Genomic DNA, 26,119 nt, shown 5'->3' on the forward strand with positions numbered 1-26,119 from the left:
CGGGGCCGGTCCTGAGGACCGGGCCGGTCCCGAGAACCAGGTGCGCGGGACGAGTACGCAGGCGCAGGGGCGAGAAGGGGTTGGTGGGGCCGAGATGAGCAACGAGGACCGGCTGCGGGACTATCTCAAGCGGGTGACCGCGGACCTTCAGCAGACCCGGCAGCGGCTGATCGAGGCCGAGTCGCGGGATCGGGAGCCGGTGGCGATCATCGGCGTCAGCTGCCGCTACCCGGGCGGCGTCACCTCGCCCGAGGAGTTCTGGCGGCTGCTCGACGCCGGGGCCGACGGCATCGGGCCGTTCCCCGAGGACCGGGGCTGGATCATCGACACCGATCCCGGATACCGGCCCGAGGGCGGCTTCGCCGGGGACGTCGCGGCATTCGACGCCGCCTTCTTCGGCATCTCGCCCCGCGAGGCGCTGGCCATGGACCCGCAGCAGCGGCTGTTGCTGGAGTCCTGCTGGGAGGCCGTCGAGACGGCCGGCATCGACCCGACCACGTTGCAGGGTTCGACGACCGGGGTGTTCGCCGGCACCAGCAGCCACGAATACAACTCGCTCGTGGTCGGGAACGCCGCGGCCGCGGGCTTGGAAGGCTACGTGCTCACCGGTACCGCGGGCAGCGTGGTCTCCGGACGCGTCGCCTACGCCCTCGGCCTGACCGGACCAGCCCTCACCGTCGACACCGCCTGCTCCTCCTCCCTGGTGGCGCTGCACCTGGCGGTCCAGGCCCTACGCAACGACGAGTGCTCCATGGCTCTGGCCGGCGGCGTCACCGTCCTGGCCACCCCTGGCACCTTCGCCGAGTTCTCCCGCCAGGGCGGCATGGCGGGCAACGGCCGCTGCAAGCCCTACGCGGCCGCCGCCGACGGGACCGGCTGGAGCGAGGGCGTCGGCGTGGTGCTCGTCGAGCGCCTGTCCGACGCCCGGCGCCTCGGACACCGGGTGTGGGGCGTGGTGCGTGGCTCGGCGGTGAACCAGGACGGCGCGAGCAACGGCCTGACCGCGCCGAACGGGCCCTCGCAGGAACGCGTCATCCGGCACGCGCTGGCGAACGCGCGGGTCAGCGCCTCCGACGTGGACCTGGTCGAGGGCCACGGCACCGGGACCCGGCTTGGCGACCCGATCGAGGCCCAGGCGCTGCTGGCCACCTACGGCCAGGGCCGCACCCACGGGCCGCTGCGGCTGGGATCGGTGAAGTCGAACATCGGGCACAGCCAGGCGGCGTCCGGCATCGCGGGCGTCATCAAGGCGGTGCTGGCGATGCGGCACGGGACGATGCCGAGGTCGCTGCACGTGGACGAGCCGACGCCGCAGGTCGACTGGTCGGCCGGGGAGATCGAGCTGCTGACGGAGGCGCGGGAGTGGCCGCGCGACGCCGAGCGGCCCCGGCGGGCCGGGGTGTCGTCGTTCGGGATCAGCGGCACGAACGCGCATGTGATCGTCGAGGAGGGCGATCCCGAGCCGGAGCCGGTGCCGCCGGTGGCGGTGCCGAATGGTGGAGTGGCGTGGGCGCTGTCGGCGAAGTCCGACGGGGCGTTGCGGGCGCAGGCTGCGCGGCTGGCTCGGTGGGCGGAGGGTGGGGGCACGGCTGAGGGCTCGGCTGACGGTATGACCGAAAGTCTGCGCGTGGGCCTGGTCGAGACCGCGTTGACGCTCGCCGGCCGGTCGCGGTTCGGACATCGGGCAGCGGTCGTCGGCGCGGATCGCGAGATCCTGGTGGCCGGGCTGCGGTCGATCGCGGCCGGTGAGCCGAGCGCCGATGCTTATGTGGGCGCGGTCGCCGGGGCCGGCTCCGGCGTGCTGGTGTTCCCCGGCCAGGGCTGGCAGCGGCCGGGCGTCGGCGCCGGGCTGCTGGCCGAGGGCGGCCGGTTCGCGGAGGTGATCGGCGAGTGCGGGCAGGCGTTGAGCCAGTGGGCTGATTTCGACCTCGTCGACGTGCTGTCCGGAACCGACGAGGCCTGGCTGGAGCGGGTCGACGTCGTCCAGCCGGTGCTGTGGGCCGTCATGGTCGGCCTGGCCCGGGTGTGGCAGGACGCCGGATTCACCCCGGACGCAGTGCTCGGCCACTCCCAGGGCGAGATCGCGGCTGCGGTGGTGGCCGGCGCGCTGACCGTGGCCGACGGCGCGCGCGTGGTCGCGGTGCGGTCGCGCGTCATCCGTGAGCACCTGGCCGGCAGCGGCGGAATGGTGTCGATCGCGGCGTCGGCGGCCGACGTCGAGAAGTGGATCTCGGCCACCGGACGTACCGGCGCGGTGTCGGTGGCGACGATCAACGGCCCGGGCGCCGTCACGGTCGCCGGTGAGCGGGACGCGGTGGTGGGCTTCGCCGCCGAGGTCGAGGCGCGGGGCGTCCGGGTGCGGGTGCTCGACGTGGACTACGCGTCGCATTCGCCGATGGTGGAACGGATCGAGGCGGTGCTGCGGCGCGAACTCGCCGGGTTGAAGCCGGGACCGGTGCGGGGAAGCGGGTGGCTCTCGACGGTCTCAGGGCTCTGGTTGCGCGGCGACGAGGCCGACGCCGAGTACTGGTACCGGAACCTGCGCGAGCAGGTGCGGTTCGGGCCGGCGGTCGAGGAGCTGGTGCGCTCCGGGCACGGGGTGTTCGTCGAGGCGTCCGGGCATCCGGTTCTGACGTCCGGGGTCGAGCAGGTGTTTGAACAGGTTGCTGAGATGCGTGCTTCCGGCAGTGCCGCCGCACCCACCGGAGTCGTGTCCGGGACGCTGCGGCGCGATGTCCCGGACCGGGCCGGGCTGCTGGGCTCGGCGGCGAAGCTGTTCTCGGCGGGCGTGGGGATCCAGTGGCAGCCGCTGCTGTCCGGTGGCGCGGACACCGTGGACCTGGCGAGCGCGCGGGTCGCAGTGCCCGGATACGCGTTCGAACGCACCCGGTACTGGCTGGACGTGCCGTCCGACGCGGCCGGGGACGTCAGCGCGGTCGGCCTGGCCGCGACCGGACATCCGCTGGTCGGCGCCTCGGTGGCGATGGCCGGCGGCGGGTGTCTGCTGACGGGACGGTTGTCGGTCGCCGCGCAGCCGTGGCTCGGCGTCTCGGCGGCGGCGCGGGCTGCCGGTGTCGTGGTGGTGCCCTCCGGCGCACTGCTCGACCTGGTGCTGCGCGCAGGGGCCGAGGTCGGCTGCGGCGCGGTGCGCAGGCTGGCTGTGGAGGTTCCGTTGGTGGTGCCCGAGGAGGGAGGGCTCCAGCTTCAGGTCACGGTCAGCGCTCCGAGTTCGGACGGGACGTGCGAGCTGGCGGTCTTCACCCGCTTCGAGCGCGACGGCGACGCCGATTCCGATACCGAGGCTGAGGAGTGGACGCGGCACATCATCGGCGTTCTGGCTCCCGCCGACCAGGCACCCGAGCCGGCTGACTCGGCCGGCGAGCCGGCTGCGGAGATCGAGGTCGGGGCGACGTCGATCGGCCAGGCTGTCGTCGACGCGGTGGTGGCGTTGGCCGGGGACGACGTGGCCGCGGAGACCGTGGCGCTGGTCGCAGGGTTCGATGACGTCGTCGCATCGGCTGTCGGCGCCGAGCGCCTTCGCTTGTATGTTCGCCGCGATGACGACGACAACTTCCACGTCTCGGCAGTCACTCCCGACGGTGTTCGAGCCCTGTCGATCGGGTCGCTGGCCGTGCATCGAATGCCGATCGGCGACCTGCGGAAGCTGGATCGGGGCTCGGCGGGCGACGCGCTGTATCGGATCGAGTGGATCGAGGTCCAGGCGGTCCCGGCGGTCCCGGCGGTCGCGGCGGAGGACATCCGTTCGGTCTTCTGTGCGACCGCGGCCGAGGCGAACGAGGCCATTCAACAGCGGATCGCGTCCACGGAGCCGTATCGGCTGGTGATCATGACTCGCGGGGCGGTGTCGACCGGTGCAGACGACCCGGTCCGCGATCCGGCCGCGTCGGCGGTGTGGGACCTGGTGAAGGCCGATCGACCGGACGCTGTCGCAGTGCTCGATATCGGAGCCGATGCCGAACCTGATCCTCAGGCGGTTGCTGCCGTCCTCGCCGACGAACCGCGCCTGGCCCTACGCGGCGGCAAGCTCCTTGCGCCGCGTCTGGTGAAGGTGCGCGCCACCGACGAATCTCTGCCCGACGACGCGGTCCACGTCCTCACCGAACTGGTCAACGGCACCGAATGGCCGTCGGCGGACATTGTGTCCGCACAGGTCGACTTCGTGGGAGTACGCGCGCGGCAGGCCGACGGCACGCCGGTTCCGCACCTGCTCCGGGCCCTGATACGCGCCGCGAAGCCGGCACCGGCCGATGCCCCGGCCGACGTGCCGGTCCGCGCCCGCCTCGCCGCGGCCGAGCCCGAACAGCAGCTCGAAATCCTGCTCGACCTGGTGCGTCGCCAGGCCGCCTCCGTCCTGCGACACGACACCACCGACGCCGTCGGCACCGACAAGCCGTTCCGCGAACTGGGCTTCGACTCGCTCACCGCCGTGGAGATGCGCAACCGGCTGGTCGACGCCCTCAGCGTCCCGCTGCCGACCACGGTCCTGTTCGACCACCCCTCCGCGCACGAACTCGCGGCCTTCCTGCTGGACCGCCTCACCGAGAGCGCCGGCGGCCCGGCGCGCGCCGTCATCGTGCAGGCCGCGGCGGTGGCGGACGAGCCGATCGCGATCGTCGGCATGGCCTGCCGGTTCCCCGGCGCGGTCAGCACTCCCGAGGAGTTCTGGCGGCTGCTGGCCGACGGGTCCGACGGCATCGGGCCGTTCCCCGGAGACCGGGGCTGGGAATCCGTGCTCGAAGACGCCCTGGCCGCCGGCTACCGGCCCGAGGGCGGCTTCCTGGCCGACGTGTCAGGGTTCGACGCCGGGTTCTTCGGCATCAGCCCGCGCGAGGCGCTCGCCATGGACCCGCAGCAGCGGCTGGTCCTGGAGGCGTCGTGGGAGGCGTTCGAAAGCGCCGGGATCGAGCCGGGCAGCCTGCGCGGCAGCCGGACCGGGGTGTTCCTCGGCGCCGGATCCTCCGAGTACGTCGCCCTGCTCGCGGCGAACCCGTCGGGCGCCGAGGGCTACCTGATGACCGGCAACGTCGCCAGCGTGCTGTCCGGCCGCGTCTCCTACACGCTGGGCCTGACCGGTCCGGCGGTGTCGGTCGACACGGCGTGCTCGTCCTCGCTGGTCGCGCTGCACTTGGCGGCGCAGGCGCTGCGCAACGGCGAATGCGAGATGGCGGTCGCCGGCGGCGTGACGGTGATGGCGACGCCGGGGCTGTTCGGCGAGTTCGCACGCCAAGGCGGCCTGGCCGCCGACGCGCGGTGCAAGGCGTATGCGGGTACTGCTGACGGGACCGCGTGGAGCGAGGGCGTCGGCGTGCTGGCGGTCGAGCGCCTTTCGGACGCGCGCCGCCTCGGCCACCGAGTGCTCGGGCTGCTGCGCGGCTCGGCGGTGAACCAGGACGGCGCTTCGAACGGCCTGACCGCGCCCAACGGCCCGGCGCAGGAGAACGTGATTCTCCAGGCGCTCGCCAACGCCGGTGTGACTGCTGCCGAGGTGGACCTGCTGGAAGGCCATGGCACCGGCACACGGCTGGGCGACCCGATCGAGGCGCAGGCGTTGTTGGCGACGTATGGCCGGGATCGGGCGGCGGGGCCGGTGTGGTTGGGGTCGGTGAAGTCGAACATTGGTCATACGCAGGCCGCCGCCGGGGTCGCCGGGGTGATCAAGGCACTGCTGGCGATGCGGCACGAGGCGATGCCTGCGACGCTGCACGTCGACGAGCCCTCACCGCTGGTGGATTGGGAGAGCGGCGCCGTCGCGCTGCTGACGGATGCGCGGGAGTGGCGGCGGGAGGAGAGCCGGCCCAGGCTCGCGGCGGTGTCGTCGTTCGGGATCAGCGGGACGAATGCGCATGTGATTGTGGAGGAGGGGGATCCGGAGCCGGTTGTCGAGGTGGCGCCGGTACCGGTGGGTGGGGTGGTGTGGGCGCTCTCGGCGAAGTCGGAAGGGGCGTTGCGGGCACAGGCGGCGCGGCTGGCCGAGTGGGCTGCCGATGACGATGAAGGGCTGGTCGAGACCGGCTTGGCGTTGGCGGGGCGGTCACGGTTCGGGGTTCGGGCCGCGGTGGTCGGCCAAAGCCGTGAGTCCCTGGTGGCACAGCTCTTGGAGGTGGCAGGGGGCGGCGGTCGCTCGAATTCTCAAAACCTTGTTGCTGGTTCGGTGGCAGTGTTGTTTTCGGGGCAGGGATCGCAGCGCATTGGGATGGGTCTTGGGTTGCGGAATGTGTTGCCGGTGTTCACTGAGGTGTTCGATCGGGCGTGCGAGCTGCTGGGCTTGTCGATCGAGATGCTGTCCGACGCTGAGGTTCTGAATCGGACTGAGGTGACTCAGCCTGCGTTGTTCGCTGTGCAGGTGGCGGCGTATCGGCAGTTGGAGGCGTGGGGCTTGAGCGCCTCGTGGCTTGGCGGTCATTCGATCGGTGAGCTGAGCGCGGCATATCTGGCAGGCGTGTGGGATCTGGAGGGCGCCTGCAAGATCGTCGCGGCGCGTGGCCGGTTGATGGGACAGGCACGCGCTGGCGGTGCGATGGCGGCTCTCGAAGCGACCGAGGCCGAGGTGTTGGCGAGCCTGCCAGACGGTGTCGGTATCGCGGCGGTGAATGGCCCGACCTCGGTGGTCGTCTCCGGCGATGCCGACGTGGTCGAAGCCCTGGTGGAGCAGTATAAGGACTCTGGCCATCGGGTTCGGCGTCTGACGGTCTCGCATGCTTTCCACAGCCACCACATGGACTCGGCGCTGGTCGAGTTCGAAAAGATCGTCGCCTCGGTCCCGGCCACGCTCCCACGCCTGAAACTGGTCTCGACCCTGACCGGCACCGAACTCGCCGACGACGTCACCGACCCGACCTACTGGGTCCGGCAGCTGCGCGAAGCCGTCCGCTTCGCCGACGCCGTCCGGTTCCTGGCGGACCAGGGCGTCGGGGTGTTCGTGGACGTGAGTCCCGACGGCGTGCTGACCTCGATGGTCACCGGCGTCGTGAGCGAGGCGGTCACCGTTCCGACGCTCCGCAAGGGTGTCGACGAGCCGACCGCGCTGACGAAGTCCGCCGCGGCCCTGCACGCGGCGGGACTCGATCTCGACTGGCCGACCGTCCTCGGCGGCGGCGATCAGCCCGGTCGGGTCGGCCTGCCCACCTACGCCTTCGACCGGACGCGCTACTGGGTGGCGCTGCCGCCTCGGCGCGGCTCCGGGGCCGCCGGGGACGACGTCGACTCAGAGTTCTGGGATCTCGTCGGCCGTGCCGACGTCGACGGCGTCGCCGCCGAGCTCGGCGCGGTCGACGACGGCGAGCGCGACGCGCTGGCCGGCGTCGTGCCGATGCTCGCACGATGGCGCGGACGGGGCCGGCTCGGGCGGTCGCGGTACGAGGTGACGTGGGAGAAGCTCCCCGGCGCGACGTCGGCCGAGCTGACCGGATCCTGGCTGCTCGTGACATCGGCGGAGGTGCCCGATGATCTGCGTTCTGTGTTGTCCGAACGTCTGCCCCAGTTGGCGACGACCGATCTGGCGAGCTGCGAGGCCTGGAGCGCCGAGCGCTGGGCCGCGTTCGACGGCGTGCTCTCGCTCCTGGGACGCGTGGGCGGCGGCGACGCGCCGGGAGTGTCGTCCGGCCTGGCCGAGACACTGCGGCTGATCCGAACCTGCGCCGCCCTGCCGAAGCCGCCGCGTATCTGGGCTCTGACCCGGGGCGGCGCGGCGGCGCCCGGCGGTGCGGACATCGATCCGTGGGCCTGGCAGCTCTGGGGCCTGGGACGCGTCGCGGCGCTGGACCTGCCGGCCGGGTGGGGCGGACTGGTCGACCTCCCCGCCCAGGTGGACGCCGAGACGGTCGGCCGGCTCGTCGAAGTCCTGGCCGATGGCACGCAGGACCAGGTGGCCCTGCGTTCCGACGGTGCTTGGGCGGCTCGACTGGTGCGACTCCCCGAGACGCAGACTTCGGAGTCGTGGAAGGCGCGCGGGACCGTGCTGATCACCGGCGCCAGCGGCGCGATCGGCGGACGTGTCGCGCGCTGGGCCGCTGAGCGCGGCGCGGCCCGGATTGTCCTTGCCTCACGTCGCGGTGCCGAAGCTCCCGGCTATGCGGAGCTGGTCGCGGCGCTCGATGCCGCCGGGACGGAGGCCGTGCCAGTGGTCTGCGATGTGGCGGACCGGGATCAGGTGCGCGCGCTGCTGGCCGAATGCGGTCCCGACCTGTCGGCGGTCTTCCACGCCGCCGGGGCCCCGGGCCTGACACCACTCGGCGGGCCGGACGCGGTCACCGACGCGGGCCGATGGTCCGAGGTCGCGGGGGCCAAGGCGGCGGGTGCGTGGTGGCTGCACCAGGAACTCGGGGACCGGGAGCTTGACGCGTTCGTCGTGTTCTCCTCGATCGCGGCGGTGTGGGGGAGCGGGGCTCAGGGTGCTTATGCCGCTGCCAATGCCTTCCTCGACGGTCTGGTGACCTCGCGGCGCGCTCGCGGACTCGCGGGCACGAGCGTCGCCTGGGGCCCGTGGGGCGGCGGCGGGATGGCTGACGGCGACACCGGCGAGTACCTCGCACGGCGCGGGCTGCGGGTCCTGGATCCGGACCTCGCCCTCACCGCACTCGAACAAGCGGTGGTGCGGGCCGCCGGCGCCACGGGCACCGCCATGACAGGCATGACAGCCCTGACATCCGGCGCCGACACGATCGCCGCTGACGGGGCCGCCCCGCCGGCTTCTGCGCTCGCCTCCGCTGTTACCGCCGCCACTGCCGCCACCGCCGCCACCGCCGTCACCGTCGTCGCCGACGTCGACTGGAGTGTCTTCGCCCCCGCATTCACGCTCGCTCGCCCGGCGCCGATCCTGGCGGCCGTCCCCGAGGCCGTCGCCGCGCTCAGGGCACAGCAGTCTCCGGACGCCGCCCCGGATCCCGGCGCCGGCGCCTTCGTAGCCCGGCTCTCGGACCTCACACCCGAGGAGCGGAAGCGCGAGCTGCTGGATCTGGTGCGGACGCAGGCCGCCCTCGTGCTCGGCCACGCCTCCCCGGCGGAGGTCGGGCCCGACAGCGCGTTCAGCGACCTGGGCTTCGACTCGCTCACCGCGGTCGAGCTTCGCAACGTCCTGACCCGGGCCACCGACCACCAGCTCCCGCCGACGCTGGTCTTCGACCATCCGACCCCCACCGCCGTCGCCGAGTTCCTGCGCGGCGAGCTGCTCCCGCAGGACGCCCCGCCCGCCGAGGTGGCGCTCACCCAGCTCGGGCAGCTGGAGGCCGCCCTGGCCGCGCTGCCCGCCGACGACGCCGCGCGCGGGCTGGTGATCAACCGGCTCCAGGCGGCGCTCGTCGGGATGGGCGGGACCGGGGCCGGGGCGCGGCGGGGGTCCGGGCCGGACGCCGGGCCGGACGCCGAGTCCACCGCCGACCGGCTCAAGGCGGCGAGCAGCAGCGAGATCTTCGACTTCATCGACAGGCAACTGGGCCGGTCCAAGTAGAGAAGGGAGCCGGACGACACCATGGCTACCGAGGAACAGCTCCTTGACTACTTGAAATGGGTCACGGCGGACCTGCACGAGACCCGGCAGCGGCTGCTCGACCTGGAGTCCGAGCTGCCCGAGCCGATCGCGATCGTCGGCATGTCCTGCCGCTACCCCGGTGGCGTCGAGTCCCCGGACGACCTGTGGGACCTGGTCGCCGCCGGCCGCGACGGCGTCACCCCCAGCCCCACCGACCGGGGCTGGGAGGTGATGGGCTCGGCATTCAGCGCGCCCGCTTCGCTGCGCCCGCACGGCGGGTTCGTCGCCGACGCGGCCGGATTCGACGCCGCCTTCTTCGGCATCTCGCCGCGGGAGGCCTTGGTGATGGATCCCCAGCAGCGACTGTTGCTGGAGTCCTCCTGGGCGGCCCTGGAGCACGCCGGACTGGATCCGCAGACCCTGCGCGGCACCCCGGCCGGTGTGTTCATCGGCGCCAGCCTGCCCGATTACGTGGCGCTCACCGGCGCCAATCCCGAGGCGGCGCAAGGGTATTCGGCCACCGGCGTGTCCGGCAGCGTCCTGTCCGGCCGCATCTCCTACGTCCTGGGCCTGACCGGCCCGGCCGCCACCGTCGACACCGCCTGCTCGTCCTCGCTGGTCGCGCTGCACTGGGCCGCGCAGGCACTGCGCGCGGGCGAGTGCCCGATGGCGCTGGTCGGCGGTGTGACGGTGATGGCCACGCCCAGCGCCTTCATCGAGTTCGCGAAGCAGGACGGCCTGGCCGCCGACGGCCGCTGCAAGTCCTTCGCGGCCGGCGCCGACGGCACCGCCTGGGGCGAGGGCGTCGGCGTGCTCGTGGTCGAACGCCTGTCCGACGCCCGGCGCCTCGGCCACCACGTGTGGGGCGTCCTGCGCGGCTCAGCCGTCAACCAGGACGGCGCCTCCAACGGCCTCACCGCCCCCAACGGCCCCTCCCAGGAGCGCGTCATTCTTCGGGCCCTGACCAACGCGGGCCTCGGCGTGTCCGACGTCGACCTGATCGAGGGCCACGGTACCGGCACGAAGCTCGGCGACCCGATCGAGGCCCGCGCCCTGCTGGCCACCTACGGCAAGGGCCGCGCGGACGGTCCGGTCCACCTGGGATCGATCAAGTCGAACATCGGCCACACCCAGGCGGCCGCGGGTATCGCAGGGGTCATCAAAACGGTGCTGGCGATGCGGCACGAGACGATGCCGCCGACGCTGCACGTGGACCGGCCCTCGCCGCAGGTCGACTGGACGGCGGGCGAGATCGAGTTGCTGACGGAGGCTCGGGAGTGGCCGCGGGATGCTGAGCGGCCGCGGCGGGCTGGGGTGTCTTCGTTCGGGATCAGTGGGACGAATGCGCATGTGATTGTGGAGGAGGGGGATCCGGAGCCGGTTGTTGAGGTGTTGCCGGTGCCTTCGGGTGGGGTGGTGTGGGCGCTGTCGGCGAAGTCGGAGGCGGCGTTGCGGGCGCAGGCGGGGCGGCTGGCCGAATGGGCTGCCGAGGGTGATGAGGGGTTGGTCGAGACTGGGTTGGCTTTGGCGGGGCGGTCGCGGTTCGGGGTTCGGGCTGCGGTGGTTGGCCAACGTCGCCAGACCCTTGTGACACAGCTCATGGAAGTGGCAGATGGTGGTGGTCTCTCAGACTCGAAAACCCTTGCTGGTAGTTCGGTGGCGGTCTTGTTTTCGGGGCAGGGGTCGCAGCGCATCGGGATGGGTCTTGGGTTGCGGGGTGTGTTGCCGGTGTTCACTGAGGTGTTCGATGAGGTGTGTGAGCGGCTGGGTTTGTCGATCGAGCTGCTCTCTGATGGTGAGGCGATCAATCGGACTGAGGTGACTCAGCCTGCGTTGTTCGCGGTGCAGGTGGCGGCGTATCGGCAGCTGGAAGCGTGGGGGTTGAGCGCTTCCTGGCTCGGCGGTCATTCGATCGGTGAGCTGAGCGCGGCGCACATCGCGGGTGTCTGGGATCTGGAGGGTGCCTGCAAGATCGTTGCGGCGCGTGGTCGGTTGATGGGGCAGGCACGCGCGGGCGGTGCGATGGCTGCTCTGGAAGCGACCGAGGCCGAGGTGCTGGCGAGTTTGCCCGATGGGGTGTACATCGCCGCTGTGAACGGCCCCACGTCGGTGGTTGTCTCCGGCGACGCCAGCTCTGTCGAAGCACTGGTCGAGCGGTATAAGGACTCTGGTCACAGGGTCCGTCGCCTGACGGTCTCGCATGCTTTCCACAGTCATCACATGGACTCGGCGCTGGTCGAGTTCGAAAAGATCGTCGCCTCGGTCCCGGCCACGCTCCCGCGCCTGAAGCTGGTCTCGACCCTGACCGGCACCGAACTCGCGGACGACGTCACCGACCCGACCTATTGGGTGCGTCAGGTCCGGGAAACCGTGCGGTTTGCCGACGCGGTGACGTTCCTCGCCGATCAGGGTGCTGCAACCTTCGTCGACATCAGCCCCGACGGAGTGCTGACCTCGATGATCTCCGCCGTCGTGAGCGCGGCGGTCGTCGTCCCGACCCTGCGGAAGGACGTCGACGAGTCGAGCGCTCTGACCAGCTCCGCCGCCGCCCTGTACGCCGCCGGGATCGACATCGACTGGCCGGCCGTCCTCGGCGGCGGCCTTGAGCCGGGTCAGCTCAGCGTCCCCACCTACGCCTTCGAACACAGCCGCTACTGGCTCGACTTCCCGGCCGACATGTTCGGGGTCGGCGGCGACGCCCACTGGCGCTACCGAACGGTGTGGGATCGGCTCGCGTCGACGGCCTCGACTCCGCCTCCGACCGACTCGCCGTGGCTGCTGGTGACGTCCTCGCCGCGAGTCCCGGCCGAGACGGTCGCCGAGATCCGCGACGCACTGTCGGCGGGCGGCGTCGAAGTGCACATCGCCGATCTGGCCGACTGCGAGGACTGGAGCGCCGATCGGTGGTCCGGCTTCGGCGCCGTTGTCTCGCTGCTGGCCCTTGGCGGAGCGTCGGCCGACGTCGAGCCCGGTGTCTCCGTCGGCGTCGCTGACACGCTGCGTCTGCTCCGCGCCCGAGCGGCTACGGCCGGCCCGCGTATCTGGACTCTGACGCGCGGTGGCTCAGCGGCGCCCGGCGGTGCGGCCACTGATCCCCTGGCCTGGCAGGTGTGGGGCCTGGGCCGGGTCGCGGCGCTCGATCTCTCGCCGCTTTGGGGCGGCCTGGTCGATGTGCCGTCGACATTCGACGCTCGCAATAGCGCTGACCTGATCGCCGTCCTCGCCGATGGCAGCCAAGACCAGGTCGCGCTCCGTGCCGACGGGGTGTGGGCCGCGCGCCTGCTGCATGACGACCGTACGCCGACGCCCACTGCCGCGAACACCGACGAGGCCTCCGCGTGGACCACCCACGGCACCGTTCTCGTCACCGGCGCCAGCGGCGCGCTCGGCGGCCGCGTGGCCCGCTGGGCCGCCGAACGCGGCGCGGCGCGCGTGGTCCTGGCCTCCCGACGCGGCGATCAGGCACCGGGCGCCGCCGAACTCGCCGCCGCGATCGAGGCCCACGGCGCCGAACCCGTGTTCGTCCCCTGCGATCTCGCTGACGAGGCCGCTGTCCGCGACCTGCTCACCGCCTGCGGCCCGGATCTCGCCGCCGTCTTCCACATCGCCGGCGCCGCCGCCGCGTCTCCGCTGATCGCCGACGCCTCGCCGGCCGACCAGCAGCGCGAATGGTCCGAGATGATGCGGGCGAAGGTCTGCGGAGCGCGCTGGCTGGACCGCGAACTCGCCGACCGCGAGCTCGACGCCTTCGTCGTCTTCTCCTCGATCTCCGGCGTGTGGGGGAGCGGGGGTCAGGGTGCGTACTCGGCCGCGAACGCCTACCTCGACGGCCTGGTCACCGCCCGGCGCGAACGCGGCCTGACCGGCACCGCCGTGGCGTGGGGCCCGTGGGGCGGCGGCGGGATGGCCGACGGCGACGCGGGCGAATACCTCGCCCGCCGCGGCCTCGCCCCGCTCGATCCCGACCGGGCGTTGGCGGCCCTGGACCAGGCCGTCACGGCAAGTCATGTCACGACCGTGGTGGCCGATGTCGACTGGAGCGTGTTCGCTCCCGCGTTCACCCTGGCCCGCCCCGCGCCGCTGCTGGAGTCCGTGCCCGAAGTCGCCGCGGCGTTGCGGCCGGAGTCGGCCACGAATTCGGGCTCTGCGACGTCCGTCTCCGGCGCCGACAGCGGCCTGGTCGCGGAACTGCGGGGCCGCTCGGAGACCGAGCAGTCCCGCATGCTGCTGGACCTGGTCCGCGCCCGCGCCGCCGAAGTCCTCGGCCACGCCTCGCCCGACGCGATCGCGGCCGACGCCGCGTTCACCGAACTCGGGTTCGACTCGCTGACGGCTGTCGAGCTCCGCAACGCGCTGGCGAGGACGACCGGCCTGACGCTGCCCGCCACCCTCGTGTTCGACCACCCGAGCCCGACGGCGCTGTCCGGCTTCCTGCGGGAGCGGCTCGGCATCGGCGGCGGCTCGCAGGTCGTGGTGCAGGCGGGGGCGGTGGCCGACGAGCCGATCGCCATCGTCGGGCTGGCCTGCCGGTATCCCGGCGGCGTCGCCTCGGCCGAGGATTTCTGGGAGCTGATCGCCGGTCGCGGCGACGGTATGACGTCGTTCCCGAAGGACCGCGGGTGGGGCGACCTGGAGGCGCTGATCGCGTCCGCCGCCGAGGCCACCGACGCGCCCGCGCCGCTCATCGAGGGCGGATTCCTCGCCGGAATGGCGGACTTCGACGCCGACTTCTTCGGCATCTCGCCGCGCGAGGCGCTGGCCATGGACCCGCAGCAGCGGCTGCTGTTGGAGACCTCCTGGGAGGCGATCGAGCACGCGGGTATCGACCCGCACGCCCTGCGCGGCGTGCAGTCCGGTGTCTTCATCGGCGCCAGCACCCCGGACTACGCGGTGCTCGCGGGCAACGACCCGGAAGCCGTGGCCGGCTACACCGCGACCGGCATTGCCGGCAGCGTCCTGTCCGGGCGGATCTCCTATGTCCTCGGGCTGACCGGTCCGGCGGTCACTGTCGACACCGCGTGCTCCTCCTCGCTGGTGGCGCTGCACCTGGCCAGCCAGGCCCTGCACAACGGCGAGTGCACGATGGCGCTGGCCGGCGGGGTCACGGTGATGGCCACGCCGACCCCGTTCCTGGAGTTCGCGCGCCAGAACGGCCTGGCCGGGGACGGCCGTTGCAAGTCCTACGCGGGCGCCGCCGACGGCACCGGCTGGGGCGAGGGCGTCGGCGTCCTGGTGCTGGAGCGGCTCTCCGACGCCCGGCGCCTCGGGCACCGGGTGTGGGCGACGGTGAAGGGGTCGGCGATCAACCAGGACGGCGCTTCGAACGGCTTGACCGCGCCGAACGGGCCGTCGCAGGAGCGGGTGATCCTTCAGGCGCTGGCCAACGCAGGGCTCGAAGTCGGGGACGTGGACCTGGTCGAGGGCCACGGGACCGGGACGAAGCTCGGCGACCCGATCGAGGCGCAGGCGCTGCTGGCGACCTACGGCCGCGAGCGTGCCGACGGGCCGCTGTGGCTGGGATCGGTGAAGTCGAACATCGGCCACACCCAGTGCGCCGCGGGGGTCGCGGGCGTCATCAAGACCGTCCTGGCGATGCGGCACGAGACGATGCCGGCGACGTTGCACGTCGACGAGCCGTCGCCGCAGGTGGACTGGACGGTCGGCGCGGTGGAGCTGTTGACGCGGGCCCGGGAGTGGCCGCGCGACAATGAGCGGCCTCGGCGCGCCGGGGTGTCCTCGTTCGGGATCAGCGGGACGAATGCTCATGTGATCATCGAGGAAGGGGATGCGGAACCGCTCGTCGAGACGCTGCCGGTGCCTTCGGGTGGGGTGGCTTGGGCGTTGTCGGCGAAGTCGGAGGGGGCGCTGCGGGCGCAGGCTTCGCGCCTGGCGCAGTGGGCTGCGGACAGCGATGAGGGCCTGGTCGAGACAGGACTCGTACTTGCTGCGCGCTCGCGGTTCGCGCATCGAGCAGTGGTGCTTGGTGAGGACCGTGCTGCTCTGGTGGCCGGGCTGCGGTCGGTGGCGGTCGGCGAGCCGGGGACTTATGGGGTCACGGTGCCGATGGTGTCGGGCGACTCGGTGTTGGTGTTTCCGGGGCAGGGGTGGCAGCGGGTGGGGGTTGGCGCTGGGCTTTTGGCTGGTGGTGTGTTCGCGGAGGCGATTGCGGAGTGTGGGGAGGCTTTGAGGCAGTGGGTTGATTTTGATTTGGTGGAGGTGCTTTCCGGTTCGGATGAGGCGTGGTTGGGGCGGGTGGATGTGGTGCAGCCGGTGTTGTGGGCGGTGATGGTTGGTTTGGCTCGGGTGTGGGAGTCGTTGGGGGTGGCGCCCTCGGTGGTGGTGGGCCATTCGCAGGGTGAGATCGCGGCGGCGGTGGTGGCGGGTGCGCTGAGTGTTGCGGATGGCGCGCGGGTGGTGGCGGTGCGTTCGCGGGTGATTCGTGAGCATCTCGCAGGTTCGGGTGCGATGGCGTCGGTGGCGGCGTCGGCAGCTGACGTGGAGAGTTGGCTGATAAGCGGAGTATCCATCGCGGCGGTTAACGGCCCACGCGCGGTGACGGTTGCTGGTGAGCGGGAGGCAGTGCTGGCGTTTGCGGCTGAGACTGAGGTGCGGGGTGTGCGGGTTCGGGTTGTCGATGTCGACTACGCGTCGCATTCGCCGATGGTCGCCCAGATCGAGGACGTGCTTCGTCGTGAACTTGCCGGGCTGACTCCTCGCGAGTTGACGCCTGGGCGCCGGTGGTTGTCGACCGTCACCGGGCAGTGGATGATCGGCACTGAGGCCGATGCTGAGTATTGGTACCGGAATCTGCGGCAGCAGGTCGGGTTCTCCCCGGCCGTTGAGCAGTTGATCCGTGAGGGCCATCGGCTGTTTGTGGAGGCCTCCGGGCATCCCGTGCTGACTTCCGGTATCGAGCATCTTTTCGACGTGCTCGAAGAATCCGCCGCCGTGACCGGCACGTTGCGCCGTGATACTGCGGATGCGACTGCGCTGCTGGCCTCCGTCGGACGGCTGTTCACCGCCGGTGTTCCGATCGATTGGCCGGTTCTCCTCTCGGGCGGCGTGGCCGCCGAGTCGGCGGTGACAGTCCCCGCATACGCGTTCGACCACACCCGCTATTGGCTCGACGGCGCCGCCTCCCCGGTTGGCGACTTCGGCGCGGCCGGGCTCGCGGCGACCGGGCATCCGCTGCTTGGCGCGGCGGTGCCGCTGGCCGACGGGGGATGGGTGCTGACCGGGCGGCTGTCGATCGCCGCGCAGCCGTGGCTCGCGGACCACGCGGTGTCCGGCACCGTGCTGCTCGCCGGGACCGCGCTGGTCGAACTCGCTCTGCGTGCGGGTGTCGAAGCAGGCTGCGACACATTGCGCGAGCTGACGCTGCACGCCCCGGTCGTCGTCCCCGCCGCCGGCGGGCTCCAGCTCCAGGTGGTCGTCACGGCGCCCGGTGCTGACGGTGGCCGCGACCTGGCCGTTCACACCCGTCCTGACGATCCGGACGCGCCCGGCGAGTGGACCCGCCATGCCAGCGGCATCCTGGCCGTCGGCCCCGAACCGGCCGACCGGACCGCGTTCGCCGATCTCGACGCGGCGGCGGACTGGCCGCCGCGCAACGCCGAACCGCTGGCCGTCGACGGTATGTACGAACGTCTCGCCGAATCCGGGGTCGAATACGGATCGGCGTTCCACGCGCTGCGGCGGGCCTGGCGGCGCGGGGACGAGATCTTCGCAGAGGTCTGGCTCACCGACCCGGCCGGTCCGGACCGGCGCTTCGGGCTGCATCCGGTGCTGCTCGACGCGGCTGTGCAGGTCCTCGGCCTGGAAGGGGCGGAAGGGCTGGACACCGGTGCCGGGCCGATCCCGGAGGGCTCCTCGGTGATGCCGTTCAGTTGGACCGATGTCGATCTGTGGGCCTCCGGCGTTACGCGCCTGCGGGTCCGGGTCGGGGCTTCGGCACAGAGCGGAACTTCGGCACAGAGCGGGGTCTCGGTCCACGCGGCGGACGAGAACGGTCAGCCGGTGGCCGCTGTCGGCGCACTCGTGCTGCGTCCGGTGTCGGTCGATCGAGGTGCCGGTGCTGACGCAGCCCTGATTCGCGACACCCTGTTCAGCCTCGAATGGCAGCAGGTGATTGCGCCGTCGGCCGGCGAGTTGCAGGGGCTGACCCCGGCGGTGTTCCACGCCGGAGCCAAGAGCGGGGAGGAGGCCGACGACCTGCCCGGCGTCGTCCACTCCGCGACGGCTGAAGCCTTGCACGCCGTCCAGGACTGGCTCCGCCGTGACGACATCGAGGACGACGCGCGCCTCATAGTCCTTACTCGGGGTGCTGTATCGACCGAGGCCGCCGAACCTGTCACCGACCTCGCCGGTGCCGCTGTCTGGGGTCTGATCCGCTCGGTCCAGTCGGAGCATCCCGGTCGCTTCGTGCTGGTCGATCTGCCGCAGGGTGCTGAGGAAGGCGACGTCGAGCCATCGGTGTGGGCGGCCGCCGCGCGGGGCGACGAGCCGCAGCTTGCGGTCCGTTCCGGTAGTCTCCTGGTCCCGCGCCTGGTTCGCGCTGCCGTCGGCTCTGGTGCAGACCCTGGTGTCGGCCCCGACGCCGCCACTCCGGTCGACTGGTCCGAGGGCACCGTCGTCGTCACCGGCGCCACTGGCGGCCTGGGCACCGCCCTGGTGCGTCACCTCGTCGATTCCGGAGCCCGCGACCTGCTGCTGCTGTCCCGCTCCGGCATGTCGGCCCCTGGCGCCGGTGCTCTCATGCGCGAAGCGGCGACGGCCGGCGCTCGCGTCCGGTTGGTCGCCTGTGACGTCTCCCAGTGTGCGGAACTCTCCCAGGTCCTCAAGCAGCTCAAGGCCGATGGCCGAGAGCCGGCCGCAGTCGTCCACCTGGCCGGGACGACGGCCGACGCCACCGTCGAGGGACTCACCGCCGACCGACTCGACCAGGTCTTGGCGGCCAAGGCGGACGCGGCCTGGTACCTGCACGAACTCACCGCGGAGCTTGCGCCTGCGGCCAGGCTGGTTCTCTTCTCCAGCGCTGCCGGAACGCTCGGCAGCCCCGGCATGGCGAACTACGCGGCTGCCAACGCTTTCCTGGACGCCCTCGCCGCCGTCCGCCACGCGGCCGGCCTGCTGGTGAACGACCTGGCCTGGGGCGCCTGGGCCGAGGCGGGCGGCATGGGCGGCCGGCTCGGGGACGCCGACCAGCGGCGCATGGCCCGGGTCGGGGAGGCGTTGGCCACCGACGAGGCGCTGCGGCTGTTCGACCTCGCGCTGGCCGAGAACCACAGCGTGCTGATTCCGACGCGCCTGCGGACCGCGCGCCTCCGGGGCGTCGACCCCGCGTCGATCCCGGCGGTCCTGCGCGCGCTGGTGCCCGCGTCCGGGCGCGGATCGGGCGCCGGCGTGGCGCCCGCGCCGACCTGGACCGAACGCCTGGCCGGGCTCGGCGCCGACGAACTGCCCGAGGTCCTGCTGACCCTGGTCCGCGAGCTGATCGCCCGCGTCCTCGGCCACGGCTCGGCCGAGGAGGTGCCGGCCGATCGGACCTTCACAGAGCTCGGATTCGACTCGCTGACGGCTGTCGAAGCGCGCAACGCGCTCAGCGCCGCTACCGGACTGCGGCTTCCGGCGACGCTGGTGTTCGACCATCCGGACCCGCAGATCCTGGTCGGCCATCTCAGTACCTTGCTGGGGCCGTCGATCGCGGAGGCGGGATCCGGAGCGGTCGGGGCGGCCGCGAGGCCGTCCATCGCCGCCGATACCTCGGACGAGGCCGCCAACCCCATTGCTCGTATGTACATCGAGGCCTGCGAAGCAGATAAATACGACGAGGCTTGGGGCTTCGCCCGCGCCGTCGCGCGGCTCGCGCCGAAGTTCTCCGGCCCGGAGGATATCGACCGGGTTCCCGAGCCGCTGGTCCTGGCCGAAGGCCCGGAAGCGGACGCTGTCGCCGCCGATGACGAGGCAGCGGCTTCCGACAACGCCGAAGCCGTCGTCTTCTGCTTCCCCTCCTTCAGCCCCGCCTCCGGTCCGCACGAATACACTCGCTTCGCCGCCGGTCTGCGCGGCCGGCGCCGCGTGCTGCTGGTCCGGCAGCCGGGGTTCCTGGACGGCGAGCGCCTGCCGGAGAGCTTCGACGCCCTGGTCCGCCTGCACGCCGACACGGTGCTGCGCACCGCGGGCGAGGCCCCGTTCGTCCTCGTCGGCCGCTCGGCCTCCGGCTGGCTGGCCTACTCGCTGGCCCGTCACCTGGAGGAACGCGGCCGGGCCCCGCTCGCGGCCGTGCTGATCGACACCTATTTCGGCGAGGCGCAGGAACGGGAGAACCTGTTCCACGGGGCGCGCGCCATGATGGAGCGGGAGAAGCGTTCGACGATGCTCAGCGACGTCCGGGTGACGGCGATGGGCTGCTACGAGGGGCTGATCGAGCACTGGCGTCCGGAGCCGATCACCGCGCCGACGCTGCTGGTGCGGGCGACGACGCCGTTCTCGACCCAGATGGTCCGGCCCGACGGGCTAGACTGGCGGGCCTCGATGACGTTCGCGCACGACACCCGGGACGTTCCGGGCGACCACTTCACCATGTTGGAGGAGTACGCCGAGGACACCGCCGAGGCTGTTCAGGAGTGGCTCGGCGAGGTACCCCCTATCCGCCCATCGGGCCTGTGAACAGCCCCTATCGGCCCCCGGAGCAGGGCTCGTATTCCTGTTAGCGTCCGCCGCATGACGACCTCGACGAGCACCGGTTCCACCGCACTGGACGACTTCCATCGAACAGGCACGGGCGACGCGCGCCGCGAGGCGTTCCGCAAGCTCGTGGCGACCGTCTGGCAGGACGGCTCCCGCACCGCCGAGGCCGAGCCCGTGGGGCTGGCCCTGGTGCGGGAGCTGACCGCGGAGCTGCCGGACGGCACGGACAGCAAGGAGGGTACGGATGGCACCGGCGGTACGGATGGCACCGGTGGCACCGATGCCACGGCGCGCCGTGGCTTCCATGGCCACCATGCCGTCCTGCTGGGCATGCTCCTGGAGGCCGGGCCTGGGGACGGGAAGGAGGCCGACACCGACCCGCTCGCCAGCGCCACGCTCGACGGCGTCGACGGCCTCCTGCGTCTGCTGGCCTCCGCCGCCGCCGACGAGCCGCTGACGCTGGCCCTGTTCTACCTGCTCGCGCACCTGCCGGGTCGTCGTGAGCCGATCCTGGCCGCCGTACCGGCCGGCTCGGCCGTCTTCGAGGACGACCTCAGCCGCCTGCGACGCTGCCTGACCGACGTCGACCCCGACGACGAGATCAGTGTCCTGAAGCTCGGCCGCAGCTTCCCGTCCCCGTCGGCGTGGACGGTCACCGACGAGGAACTGCGCGCGGTCGGCGGCTGGGTGCAGTGGGCCGATCTCGGCGAGCACCTGCCGGCGTTGTGGGCCGGGGAGACCAACACGCTGCTCGGTTACAGCGGCGCCAAGGCGCTGTGGGCCGTCGAGCACGGGGAGGTCGTCGACACCCCCGAGTACGTCGTCGAGAACGACGTCGTGGACCTGGCGCCGGCCAAGGCCGACAACGGCTCGGTGGCGCTGGCCCGCCACCTCGGGGTGCTGCGCTGCGTGGCCTGCCACAGCCCGCTCGGGGCCAAGAAGACCATGCTGCGCTGCGCGAAGTGCGACGAGCGCTATCCGGTCAAGGGCGGTTTCGCCGACATCCTGCGGACCAAGGACGACCCCGAGGATCCGCTGATGGCGCGGTTCCACGAGAAGTGGCTGCGTCCGGCGTTCATGCGGCTGATCGGCGGCAACTGGGCCGGCGAAGTCACTTTCGCTGATGAGAACCGCTGGGTGATCGAGTTCATGCGTCCGGCCGACGGTCCGATCGTCGACCTGGGTCCCGGCGCCGGTATCACCACCAAGACCCTCGCCGACAAGTACGGCGCCGAGCGCCTGATCGCCGTCGACGCCTCGGCCTCGATGCTCGGCCGCCTGGCACGCCGGGTCCCGGGTGCGGCCGGGGCCAGGGCTGACGCCGCCAACATGCCGTTTGCCGACGGCACCGTGGGCGCCGTCAACTGCTGGAACATGCTGCACTACTTCGAGGACAAGACCGGGGCGCTGCACGAGATCGGCCGAGTCCTGCGGCCGGGCGGGTCGTTCACGCTGATGGACCTGGTCCCGGACCCGGACTTCGTGGCCCGCTACTTCCAGGGCCGGATGGGCGAGACGGTGGTCCGCAAGCTGTTCGGGCCCGAGGAGATCGGCCGGTGGCTCGGCGCGTCCGGGATGACTGTGCAGGACATCTACCTGCCCGGCGGCAATTTCATGATCCTGCGGGCGCTGCGGACGGACGCGCCGCTGCCGGAGCCGGAACCGGAGTCGGAGTCGGACCTGAAGTCGGACCTGAAGTCGGATCTGAAGTCGGATCTGAAGTCGGAGTCGCAGTCGGAACCGGAGCCGGTCGCGTAGCGGCGGCGGACTCGCGGACGACGCGGACATCCGATGGGATCCGAGACGGCACCGCTCCCGGAGCGGCGCAGCGGTGGTGTGGCGGCGGCGTCGCAGAGCCGCGCGATGCAGCCCGAAGCGGCCCAGGTCGACCGGTTTTTGGCCGCCTTCGATGCGTTGGTCGATCAACTGCGGATCGATCTGGCCCGGCCCGATCCGACCCGGCCCGATCCGGCGCACGGCGAACAGCCGCCGACCGAAGAGGGCTCACCTCCTGCCGAAGGCCCGGACGCCCGGGTGCTTCGCTACTTCGAGGCCTCGATGTGGCTGTGGCTCCACTAGCCGCGGTGGCGGCCCGACGACCGTCGAGCCGCTCCGGACCATCCCTCCGCGGACCATCCCTCCGCGGACCATCCCTCCGCGGACCATCCCTGCGCGGACTATCCCGGCGCGGGCCGTCCCTGCGCGGACTATCCCGCCGCTGGCCGTCCCTCGGCGGGCTTGGCCCGGCCGGCGCGGTCCGCGGCGAACTGCTCTGTCAGCCCGTCGAGCATCGCCGCGAGTCCGCGCTGGAACTGCTGGTCGACGCCGACTTCGTCCATCGGCGGGCCGGTGGAGTCGTCGGTGCCGTCGGCGAAGCCCGCCATCAGTTTGGCGGTGTGCGGGAACTCGCCGGTCTCCATCTGCGCGCGGGCGAAGGCCGAGACCTGCTCGACCAGGGCCGGGTCGTCGATCGGGTAGTCGGCGCGCTTGCGCGACTCGACGGTGATCAGCGCGTTGCCGAAGACGTAGGCGTTGAGCACGGACAGCAGGTCGAACTTCTGCCCGGTGCTCAGCCCGCTGTCGGAGGTCGCGGCCAGGAACTGCTCGAAGCGGCGCATCGCGTTCGGGCCGGGCTGGGCCTCCTGCAGGGCGCTGACCGCCCAGGGGTGGCGCACCAGGACGGCGCGGACCCGGCAGGCGATCGCGGTGACCGCCTCGCGCCAGGTGCCGGGCAGCTGCTCCTCCGGGACGAGGACCTCGCCCAGGATCGCGTCGTGCATCAGGGCCAGCAGGTCGTTCTTGGTGCGGACGTAGTTGTACAGCGTCATCGGCGCCGCGCCGAGCTCGGCGGCGACGCGGCGCATCGAGACGGCCTCGAAGCCTTCCTCGTCGGCGATCCGCAGCGCCGCCTCGGCGATCTTCTGGCGGCTGAACCTGGGCTTGCGCGTTCCGGGCTCCGGACGGGCCCAGATCAAGCCGTCATCAGGTCCGTTTGACATACGTACACTGTATACCTAAGGTTAAACGTACGGCATACGTTGACGCTGTACGCTGTAAGTCATGAACGTCGCGACCGAGGGGGAGAACGTGCCGATGATCAAGACCGAAGGACTGACCAAGTCCTTCGGCAAGGTGGTGGCGGTCGCCGGGGTGGACCTGGAGGTCGACCGCGGCCAGGTGCTCGCGCTGCTCGGGCCGAACGGCGCCGGCAAGACGACCACGGTGCGGATGCTGTCCACCCTGGTCCCCCCGACCGGCGGCCGGGCGCTCGTCGGCGGCCACGACGCGGCCCGCGAGCCGCGCGCCGTCCGGGCGCTGATCGGCCTGGCCGGCCAGTCGGCCTCGATCGACGAGAAACTGACCGCGACGCAGAACCTGACGATGCTGGGGCGGCTGCACCGGCTCAGCGCGCGCACCGCCAAGGCGCGCGCCGCGCAGCTCGTCGAAGGCTTCGACCTGACCGCGGCCGCCGACCGCGCCGCCCAGACCTACTCCGGCGGCATGCGGCGCAAGCTGGACCTGGCCGCCAGCCTGATCATGGCGCCGCCGGTGCTGTTCCTGGACGAGCCGACCACCGGCCTGGACCCGGTCAGCCGCAACGGCCTGTGGGACGTGGTCCGCGACCTGGTGCAGGCCGGCACCACCGTGCTGCTCACCACGCAGTACCTGGACGAGGCCGACCGCCTGGCCGACCGGGTCGCGGTGATCGACCAGGGCCGGGTGGTCGCCGACAGCACCGCGCAGCGCCTCAAGGACCGGGTCGGGGCCACCGGGCTGGCGGTGGTCGCCGCCGGGGCGGAGGCCGCCGAACGGCTCCGCCGGCTGTTCCCGGACCGGGTGAGCGCCGTCGAGGAGGCGACGCACACGGTCGTGTTCCGCGTCGCCGACGCCGGCGTCGCGGGCATGCGCGACCTGAACGGCCTGCTCGCCGCGATCCTCGACGCGGACATCGCCGTGGAGAGCTACGACATCCGGCGGCCGACGCTGGACGACGCGTTCCTTCAGCTCATCGGGCACGGGACGGCTCCTGGCGCTGTCGGTGCGGCCGGTGTTTCTGGTGTGGCCGGTGCTTCCGGGGCTGATTCGGGGGCCGGGCTCGGCGGTGCCTCCGGGGCTGATGAGGGTGCTGACCCCGGCGCCGATGCCGAAGCTGGGACTTCCGCGCCTGGCGTCGCGCAGTCCGCTGCTTCGCATCCGACACCTCCGAGCCCTGATCGTTCGAACCCTGATTATTCGAACTCTGATCGAGCGAACCCTGATCAAGCGAACCCTGACCGTTCGCGCCCCGATCGTTCGCACCCCGCCATCCCGGACCAGGACTCAGGAGCCCGCTGATGTCGATCGTCTCCACGCCGCCGGAACTGCCCGGGACCCGCAGGCTCCCCTCGACCAGCCCCGCGGCCTCCGACCTCGATCTCACCCCGGTGTCCCGGCCCGCCCTGGTGTGGGCGCTCAGCGACATCGTCCAGCTCACCAAGCGCAGCCTGCTGCACATCCGCCGGGACCCCGACCAGTTGGTGTCGGTGAGCCTGCAGCCGGTGATCCTCGTGATCATGTTCCGCTATCTGTTCGGTGGCGCGATCAGCACCGGGAGCAAAGAGAGCTACATCAATTTCCTGATGGCCGGGATCCTCATCGAGACCGCCGCTCTGTCCGCCACCGCCACGAGTACCGCGGTCGCGGTCGACATGCTCTCCGGTGCCATGGACCGCTTCCGTGCGCTGCCCATCGCCAACTCCGCGGTGCTGGCCGGCCATGTGCTCGCCGACCTGGCCCGGGCCGCGCTGGGCATGGCGGTGATGGTGGCCGTGGGCCTGGCCGTCGGGTTCCGGCCGGAGGCTGGGCCGGCCGGCTGGCTCGGCGCGCTGGCACTGACCTTCCTGGTCACCTTCGCGCTGTCCTGGATGGCCGCCTGCATCGGCCTGCTCGGCAGCAGCGCCGAGGCGGTGCAGCAGTACGGCATGGTGCTGATCCTGCCCATCTTCTTCTCCAGCGCGTTCGTGCCGACCGGGACCATGCCCGGCTGGCTGCGGGTGGTCGCCGAGAACCAGCCGATGACGCAGGCCATCGACGCCGTCCGGGCGTTGCTGCTCGACCAGCCGAGCGGTAACCACATCCCGGCCACGCTGCTGTGGTTCACCGGCCTGTCCGCGGTCTGCGTCGCCATCGCCGGGATGCTGTTCAAGGCCCGCACGAAGACGTGAGGGCCTTGAGGTCCCGCGGCACCGCGACACCGAGAACCAATACAAGAGGGATCGGCGCGGCCGGGGTGCCGCGCCGATCCAAGATCGACGGTGGGGAGCCGTCAATCCTTCCCGAAAAAGCGCGCGATCCGGTCCTGGACGCCGGTCATCACGTGGCGCTCGCGCTCGCCGTGCAGACCGTGGCCGCCCTTGTTGTTGAGCTTGTCGTTCGCGGACCCGCGCCGGCTCTGGAACGAGGTGCCCTGGTGGCCCGCGCCGCGCGACTCGTCGTGCTCGGGGACCCCCGGGATCTTGTGCGTCAGATTGTGGAGGGCGCCGCCGGGCGTCGCGTCCTCGGACTTCTTCTTCCTCATGCCGCCTCCTAGGCGTATGCGTAGGCGTATGGCGTACGAAATAGCCGTACGGCGTACATCTACAAGTTAGATGTACAGCGTACGTCGTGTCAACCGGCGGCGGCCGAAGCCCGGGTGTCCGGGGCCGGAATCCGGGTGGACCCCGGCCGGCTTCGGGGTCGGTAGGGGTTACCCGCAGGTCGACGGGCTCAATAGCGTGACGGTGGCACGTTCGTCCGTGCCGGCGCCCGACGCCAGGAGGAGCCCATGTCCACTCTGATCGACCTCGAAGCCACCCGGGGTCTGGTCTACAGCGACGGCTGGCGCCCGGCGCGCGCCGGCACGCTGGAAGTCCGCGAGCCGGCCACCGGCGCGGTGCTCGGCGGCGTCGGCCTCGCCGCCGCCGG

At 71.9% G+C, this 26,119-nt stretch carries 6 protein-coding genes and 2 pseudogenes; 6 read left to right on the forward strand and 2 right to left on the reverse strand.

All coding sequences use genetic code 11. From position 1 onward, the window contains the following. Positions 1 to 136 precede the first annotated feature (136 nt). The 4 genes and pseudogenes from ABD481_RS28370 to ABD481_RS28385 form a co-directional block, all read left to right on the forward strand. Positions 137 to 9,466: pseudogene (locus tag ABD481_RS28370) on the forward strand (SDR family NAD(P)-dependent oxidoreductase); the annotation flags it as partial. Positions 9,467 to 9,496: 30 nt separating this feature from the next. Next, positions 9,497 to 20,155: pseudogene (locus tag ABD481_RS28375) on the forward strand (SDR family NAD(P)-dependent oxidoreductase); the annotation flags it as partial. 54 nt (positions 20,156 to 20,209) lie between these two features. Next, positions 20,210 to 21,934: a class I SAM-dependent methyltransferase gene (locus tag ABD481_RS28380; protein ID WP_344668840.1), complete on the forward strand. Its 1,725-nt coding sequence runs from the start codon at positions 20,210 to 20,212 to the stop codon at positions 21,932 to 21,934. Positions 21,935 to 21,967: 33 nt separating this feature from the next. After that, complete coding sequence (locus tag ABD481_RS28385) at positions 21,968 to 22,255, forward strand: hypothetical protein (RefSeq protein WP_344668841.1); 288 nt, start codon at positions 21,968 to 21,970, stop codon at positions 22,253 to 22,255. Between the two features lie 128 nt (positions 22,256 to 22,383). On the opposite strand, the gene ABD481_RS28390 is transcribed toward ABD481_RS28385, so the two are convergent. Continuing rightward, positions 22,384 to 23,175 carry a TetR/AcrR family transcriptional regulator C-terminal domain-containing protein gene (locus ABD481_RS28390; RefSeq protein ID WP_344668842.1) on the reverse strand — a complete coding sequence of 264 codons (792 nt, stop codon included), beginning with the start codon at positions 23,173 to 23,175 and terminating at the stop codon, positions 22,384 to 22,386. Between the two features lie 61 nt (positions 23,176 to 23,236). Between ABD481_RS28390 and ABD481_RS28395 the strand changes: the two genes are divergently transcribed. Together ABD481_RS28395 and ABD481_RS28400 are read left to right on the forward strand one after the other, a co-directional pair. Continuing rightward, positions 23,237 to 24,511, forward strand: a complete 1,275-nt coding sequence (locus ABD481_RS28395) for an ATP-binding cassette domain-containing protein (protein WP_344668843.1) — start codon at positions 23,237 to 23,239, stop codon at positions 24,509 to 24,511. Further along, the gene (locus tag ABD481_RS28400; protein WP_344668844.1) at positions 24,511 to 25,380 is read left to right on the forward strand and encodes an ABC transporter permease; all 870 of its coding nucleotides are present in this window, start codon (positions 24,511 to 24,513) and stop codon (positions 25,378 to 25,380) included. Before ABD481_RS28395 ends, ABD481_RS28400 begins: the two co-directional genes overlap by 1 nt. A gap of 101 nt (positions 25,381 to 25,481) precedes the next feature. Here ABD481_RS28400 and ABD481_RS28405 read toward each other — a convergent pair whose 3' ends face one another. Continuing rightward, a complete protein-coding gene (locus ABD481_RS28405; protein WP_344668845.1) occupies positions 25,482 to 25,733 on the reverse strand; it encodes a hypothetical protein in 252 nt (83 codons plus the stop codon). Between the last annotated feature and the right edge of the window lie 386 nt (positions 25,734 to 26,119).

The sequence above is a fragment of the Catenulispora yoronensis genome (assembly GCF_039531695.1).
GTDB classification, from domain to species: domain Bacteria; phylum Actinomycetota; class Actinomycetes; order Streptomycetales; family Catenulisporaceae; genus Catenulispora; species Catenulispora yoronensis.

Excerpts from the sequence above, each read along its gene's own strand:
- ABD481_RS28380 (WP_344668840.1), top strand. The coding sequence starts at position 20,210 with ATGACGACCTCGACGAGCACCGGTTCCACCGCACTGGACGACTTCCAT.
- ABD481_RS28400 (WP_344668844.1), top strand. The coding sequence starts at position 24,511 with ATGTCGATCGTCTCCACGCCGCCGGAACTGCCCGGGACCCGCAGGCTC.
- ABD481_RS28395 (WP_344668843.1), top strand. The coding sequence starts at position 23,237 with ATGAACGTCGCGACCGAGGGGGAGAACGTGCCGATGATCAAGACCGAA.
- ABD481_RS28390 (WP_344668842.1), bottom strand. The coding sequence starts at position 23,175 with ATGTCAAACGGACCTGATGACGGCTTGATCTGGGCCCGTCCGGAGCCC.
- ABD481_RS28405 (WP_344668845.1), bottom strand. The coding sequence starts at position 25,733 with ATGAGGAAGAAGAAGTCCGAGGACGCGACGCCCGGCGGCGCCCTCCAC.
- ABD481_RS28385 (WP_344668841.1), top strand. The coding sequence starts at position 21,968 with ATGGGATCCGAGACGGCACCGCTCCCGGAGCGGCGCAGCGGTGGTGTG.